Consider the following 4,957-nt stretch of genomic DNA (forward strand, 5'->3'; position numbering starts at 1 on the left):
AAAAACCTTCCCACCATGCTCAAGTACACGACCTTCGTGGAATCCAATTCTCTCTACAACACCCCACCTTGTTTTGCCGTGTACGTGGTCGACCTTGTCCTTGAGTGGCTTGAGGAAACGATTGGTGGTCTCGAGAAAATGGAAGCCATAAACCGGGAAAAAGCAAGGATTCTCTACGAGTACATCGATAGTCAGGATTTCTATTCCTGCCCTGTAGTCCCCGAAGATCGTTCCATGATGAACGTGGTGTTCCGCCTCCCAAGCCCAGAACTTGAAGAGCAGTTTGTTAAGGAAGCAGAGAGAGAAGGTCTTGTGGGCTTAAAGGGACACCGCTCAGTCGGGGGATGCCGTGCCTCGCTCTACAATGCAGTCACGGTGGAGGCCGTGCGTGAGCTCGTTAACTTCATGAAAGAGTTTGCCCGAAGGAACGGTTGACTCAGGCAAGACCAAACCGGATAAATTCCCGGAAAAGGGGGGCATTGGCCTCGTAGAGCTTTTCCCAGAGGTGGAAAAGGCGCTCATAGAAAGAAGAGGCCTCCCTTTCCGGGAAGAGAACCTCTTCAACAGGGAAGAAATCGGGGGGGAGATCGTCGAAGGACGAGATTCCCCCCAGAGCTTTCAAGGCCACAAGGAATGCGCCTTTTGCCGAAGAGGAGGGATACGTACTCACCGCCACTTCAACCCCAAGAACGTCGCAGAGGACTCTTCGTCCTGTTCTCGAGAGGGCAAAACCCCCACCGATCACCACCCGTTTCGGGTCCCCCATGACTCGTCGGAGCATCTCAAAGAGAGCGCGCACGGAAAATGCCACACCTTCGTATGCTGCCTGCAAAAATTCCTCCGGAGTGTGGAAAAAGGAAAGGCCAAAGAGTATTCCCCGGGCATAGGGGTCCCAGTAGGGGCTCCGCTCACCGGTCAGAAAAGGAAGAAAGAGAGGATGCCTCCGGAAGGGATCAAGGGTAATCTCGTCCCCCTTCACGAGATCCCGCATCCAGGAAAAGACAATACCTCCATTATTGATTGCTCCCCCACCGACCCAGATGTCGGAAGCAAGGTAGTAGCACCAGGATTGCCTCTTGGGGTCAAAGACCGGCCGGTGAGCACACATGCGTACCGCCCCAGAAGAACCTACACTCACAACCATTTCTCTTTCCCGAAAACATCCCTCCCCAAGGTTTGCAAAGGGCCCGTCTCCTCCACCCCAAACCACGGGAATCCCAAGAGGCAACCCAACCTCCCGGGCAAAGTCCTCGTTTCGCAGGGGAAGGGAGAAATCTGGCTCGCAGAGGGAAGGAAGAAGAAGTGGGGAAATCTCAAGGAGTTTGCAGATTGTCTCGCTCCAGGCTTTCCTCTCAAGCTCAAGAAGCCCCGTTCCTGAAGCTGTGGAGTAGTCACAGAAAAGTTCTCCAGTGAGCCTCCAGAGAATCCAGTCCTTGATGCTCAAGATTTTCGAAGCCTTCGACCAAAGCCAAGGAAGGTGTTTTTTGAACCAGAGCACCCGGGGAGGATGGTAAATCGTGTGGAGAGGAGAAGCAGTAAAGGCGTAGAGGTTTTCTTCTTCGTAGGTCTTCCGAAACTCTTCTACCTCTTGGAAGGATCGAGTATCCATCCAGTTCCAAAGGGGAGCAAGGGGGGTTCCCTTTTCATCCACAAGGAGGAAACTGTGGAGCATGGCGTCAAAAGCCAAGGCTTCGAAGGTGCTTCCAGGAAAAGAGGAGGTTAGTTCCTTTAAGGCGCTCAAAAGAGAAGCAAAAATCTCCTCTGGATCCTGCTCAGCGTACCCAGCTTTTGGAGAGTGAGTAGGATACTCTCGTTTTGCGGTAGCAAGAAGGTTACCAGGGGAATCGAAGACACAGGCTTTGAGCGAAGAAGTCCCAATATCCACAGCAAGGAAAAGGCGATCTGCCATCTATGCTTTCCCCTCTCCCCTGAGGAATTCCAGGGTCCTTGCGATGCGGGCAAGAACCCGTTTCCTCCCCAAAACCTCAAGAAGTTCGAAAAGCCCTGGACCGACTCTTTTGCCTGACACCGCTACCCGGAGGGGATGGATGAACTCCGCAGCCTTTTTCCCTCTCCGCTCGGCTTCAGCCCGAATCGCCGCCTCAATGGTAGCGGCATCAAAGGTTTGAAGGCCTGCCAAAAGCTCAGAGGAAACCTGGAGAATTTCAGGAACCCCTTCTTTCCTGAGAACCGCCTCCACCGCCTCTCCATCGTACGGGTAGTCCTCGGTGAAGAAGTACGTTGCCTCTTCGAGAATCTGCGCCACGTACCGAATACGCTCCCGCATGAGGAGAACTACCTTTGTACAGTACTCGAGGAACTCCGGAGTACAGTCCCTGTCCTCCACGACACCATTTCGCTTGAGAATATCAACAAGGATATCCCGCAACCTCTGGGGATCGGCACTCCGCAGGTACACACCGTTCATCCAGTTGAGCTTATCGAGGTCGAAAACGGCTGCGTGCTTTGTCACCTGGTCAAGGGAAAACCGTTCTATGATTTCCTCACGGGTGAAGATTTCCTTCTCTTCCTCCCCCGTTGCCCAGCTCAGGCGGGCAAGGTAGTTCACCATGGCCTCAGGAAGGTAGCCCATGTCCCGATAGTACGTAACTGAAGGGGACCCATGACGCTTGCTCAGACGGGTTCTATCCTTTCCCAAAATCATGGGAATATGGGCGAATTCCGGACACGGGAATCCCAGCGCCTTGTAGAGGAGAACCTGGCGAGGGGTATTCGAGATGTGATCATCCCCACGAATGACGTGAGTAATACGCATGAGGGCATCGTCGACCACACAGGCGAAATTGTACGTCGGCATGCCGTCGGACTTCATAATGACAAAGTCATCGAGCTCATCGTTGTCAAAGGTTACTTCCCCCCGGAGCATGTCGATAAACGTCGTCGTACCCTCAGGAATCCGAAACCGGAGCACTGGCTTTCGCCCTTCCCTGCGGAAGGCCTCTTTTTCCTTTGCACTTAGGTTGAGGCATCTGCGGTCGTACCTCCAGCTGCCTCCCTGGGCTATGACCTCTTCTTTCCGAGCCTTGAGCTCCTCAGGGGTACAGAAGCACTCATACGCGAAACCGGCATCGCGAAGTTTCTCAGCGTACTCCCGATAGAAATGGAGGCGCTGGCTCTGGAAGTACGGACCGTACGGACCACCGACTTCCGGTCCCTCGTCCCAGAAAAGACCAAGCCATTTGAGACTCTCAAGAATGACCTGGACAGACTCTTCGGTAGACCGGGTGAGATCGGTATCCTCAATGCGGAGAATGAAAACTCCTCGATGCTTGCGGGCAAAAGCCCAGTTGAAGAGCGCTGTCCTTGCCCCCCCAAGGTGCAGAAACCCTGTGGGACTCGGTGCAAAGCGAACCCGAACCGTGGCACTCATTGCGAGTCACTCCTTATCCTTGGAACCACAAAAATTCCCCGCCCCTCTGCAACCCTCTCTCCATCATAGAGGATTTCCCCAAAAGCTGCAACAATTCTTCCTTCGCTCCTTTCAATCTTCCCCCGGATGGTGAGGACACGTTCCGTCAGGCAGGGTTTGAGGTACTTCACTTCAAGTGTCCCTGTCACCGCAAAAATTCCAGCCCGTTTCACACTGTGGGACATAACTTCATCAAGGAGAGCAGCCACAATACCCCCGTGGGCAACCCCTGCAAAACCCTGCAGGTACCAGGGAATAACCGTATCGACTTCTGTCCATTCTCCGTTACTCCGGAAGCGAAGCGAAAACCCATGGGGATTCCGATCCCCACAGAAAAAGCACCGCCTGTCGTCCACGAAGTTCATCATTTCAGCTCCTTTCGTCTAAAATCTCGGAAAGGAATACGAACTCGTACTCTGGATGAGGTTGGGCAAGAAACTTCGCAAGAGCCTCGTACGTTGCTCTCTTTGGATGCCCGATGGCCACGGCAAATCCTCTCCTTCGCGCCACGGAGAGGGTTTCCTTAAGCTTTCCAAGAACGTACGTGACATCAGTTTCGCCATCAAGGAAAACATCCCGGCGCAGTGCCGGGACCCCCACCTCCTGCATAACCCGGAAAGCACAGGAAGAGGGCGTGGTGAGGCTGTCAAGAAAGTACGCACCCCTCTCCCGGAGGTACGAAGCACAGAGCTCCATAAGGCGCCTTTCTTGGGTTGCCTTCGAGCCTTTGTGGTTGTTGAGTCCCCTGGCTTGAGGAATGCGCTCGAAAGCCTCCTCAAGCATCCGGGTAACTTCTTCTTGAGGCATCCCCACCCGAAGGAGGAACCGCTCCCCTGCGTTCTCCTGTGGAGATAAAGCTTCCATAGGGAAATGAATGAGGACTTCTTTGCCTCTCTTTGCTGCCTCTTCGGCAAGAGGGGGACCGTACGGGGTGTGGGGGAACACCGCCACGTTGAGCTTTACAGGAAGAGAAAAGAATTTCCTTGCCATTTCGGGATTGTACCCGATGTCATCAATCACTATGGCCACCCGGAAAACCTTCTGGAGGCGGAGATAGAAGCGGAACCACTCTCTATCTCCCCAGAGAATTCGGTACAGGTGCGTTCCTTCCTCCTTGCCGGAAAGCCCAAAGGAACGGAAAGGCGCAAGAAAGGCTTCAAGGCGACCAAGGAGGCGCTCCCTTTCTCCGGGATTCCGGTACACAACCTCGACCTCCCAGTACGGTTCCGAGGGCGAAGCAGGATGAAGTACAGAGTAGGAAAGGTCGCTTCTCTTGAGCTCGTGGAAGAGAAGGATGACGAACCAGTCCTCAGGACTGAAAAGGGAAGTAATCCGGGACAAAGCACCTTGACCCTCGTGCGAAAGGTAGTCCTCCATCCCCAGGGCAAAAAGCACCACCCCCCATCCTGCAAGGCCAAGAAGGAGGAAAAGAACAAGCTTATGAGGCCAGCGCATGTTCCTCTAAGAGCTTTTTAAGTTCTTCCACGCCCCGCTTGAGCTGTTCTTCCTCACCTTCCACAAGCACAT

General features: G+C 53.8%; 5 protein-coding genes. 1 reads left to right on the top strand and 4 read right to left on the bottom strand.

Translation table 11 applies throughout. The annotated features are described in order from the left end of the window. Positions 1-435: aminotransferase class V-fold PLP-dependent enzyme (locus tag H5U36_08860; GenBank protein MBC7218226.1), on the top strand; the 435-nt coding region annotated here is incomplete at its 5' end. Position 436: 1 nt separating this feature from the next. Here the strand turns inward: H5U36_08860 and H5U36_08865 are convergent. The 4 genes from H5U36_08865 to H5U36_08880 are packed head-to-tail and all read right to left on the bottom strand — an operon-like array spanning position 437 to position 4,885. After that, on the bottom strand, positions 437-1,909 hold the full coding sequence (locus H5U36_08865; GenBank protein MBC7218227.1) for a gluconokinase: 1,473 nt from the start codon (positions 1,907-1,909) through the stop codon (positions 437-439). After that, positions 1,910-3,391, bottom strand: coding sequence for a glutamate--tRNA ligase (locus tag H5U36_08870; GenBank protein ID MBC7218228.1), 1,482 nt, complete (start codon positions 3,389-3,391; stop codon positions 1,910-1,912). After that, on the bottom strand, positions 3,388-3,798 hold the full coding sequence (locus H5U36_08875; protein MBC7218229.1) for a PaaI family thioesterase: 411 nt from the start codon (positions 3,796-3,798) through the stop codon (positions 3,388-3,390). Before H5U36_08875 ends, H5U36_08870 begins: the two co-directional genes overlap by 4 nt. Before the next feature lies 1 nt (position 3,799). Continuing rightward, a complete protein-coding gene (locus tag H5U36_08880; GenBank protein MBC7218230.1) occupies positions 3,800-4,885 on the bottom strand; it encodes a divergent polysaccharide deacetylase family protein in 1,086 nt (361 codons plus the stop codon). Between the last annotated feature and the right edge of the window lie 72 nt (positions 4,886-4,957).

The sequence above is a fragment of the Candidatus Caldatribacterium sp. genome (genome assembly GCA_014359405.1).
Lineage (GTDB): Bacteria > Atribacterota > Atribacteria > Atribacterales > Caldatribacteriaceae > Caldatribacterium > Caldatribacterium oleiphilum.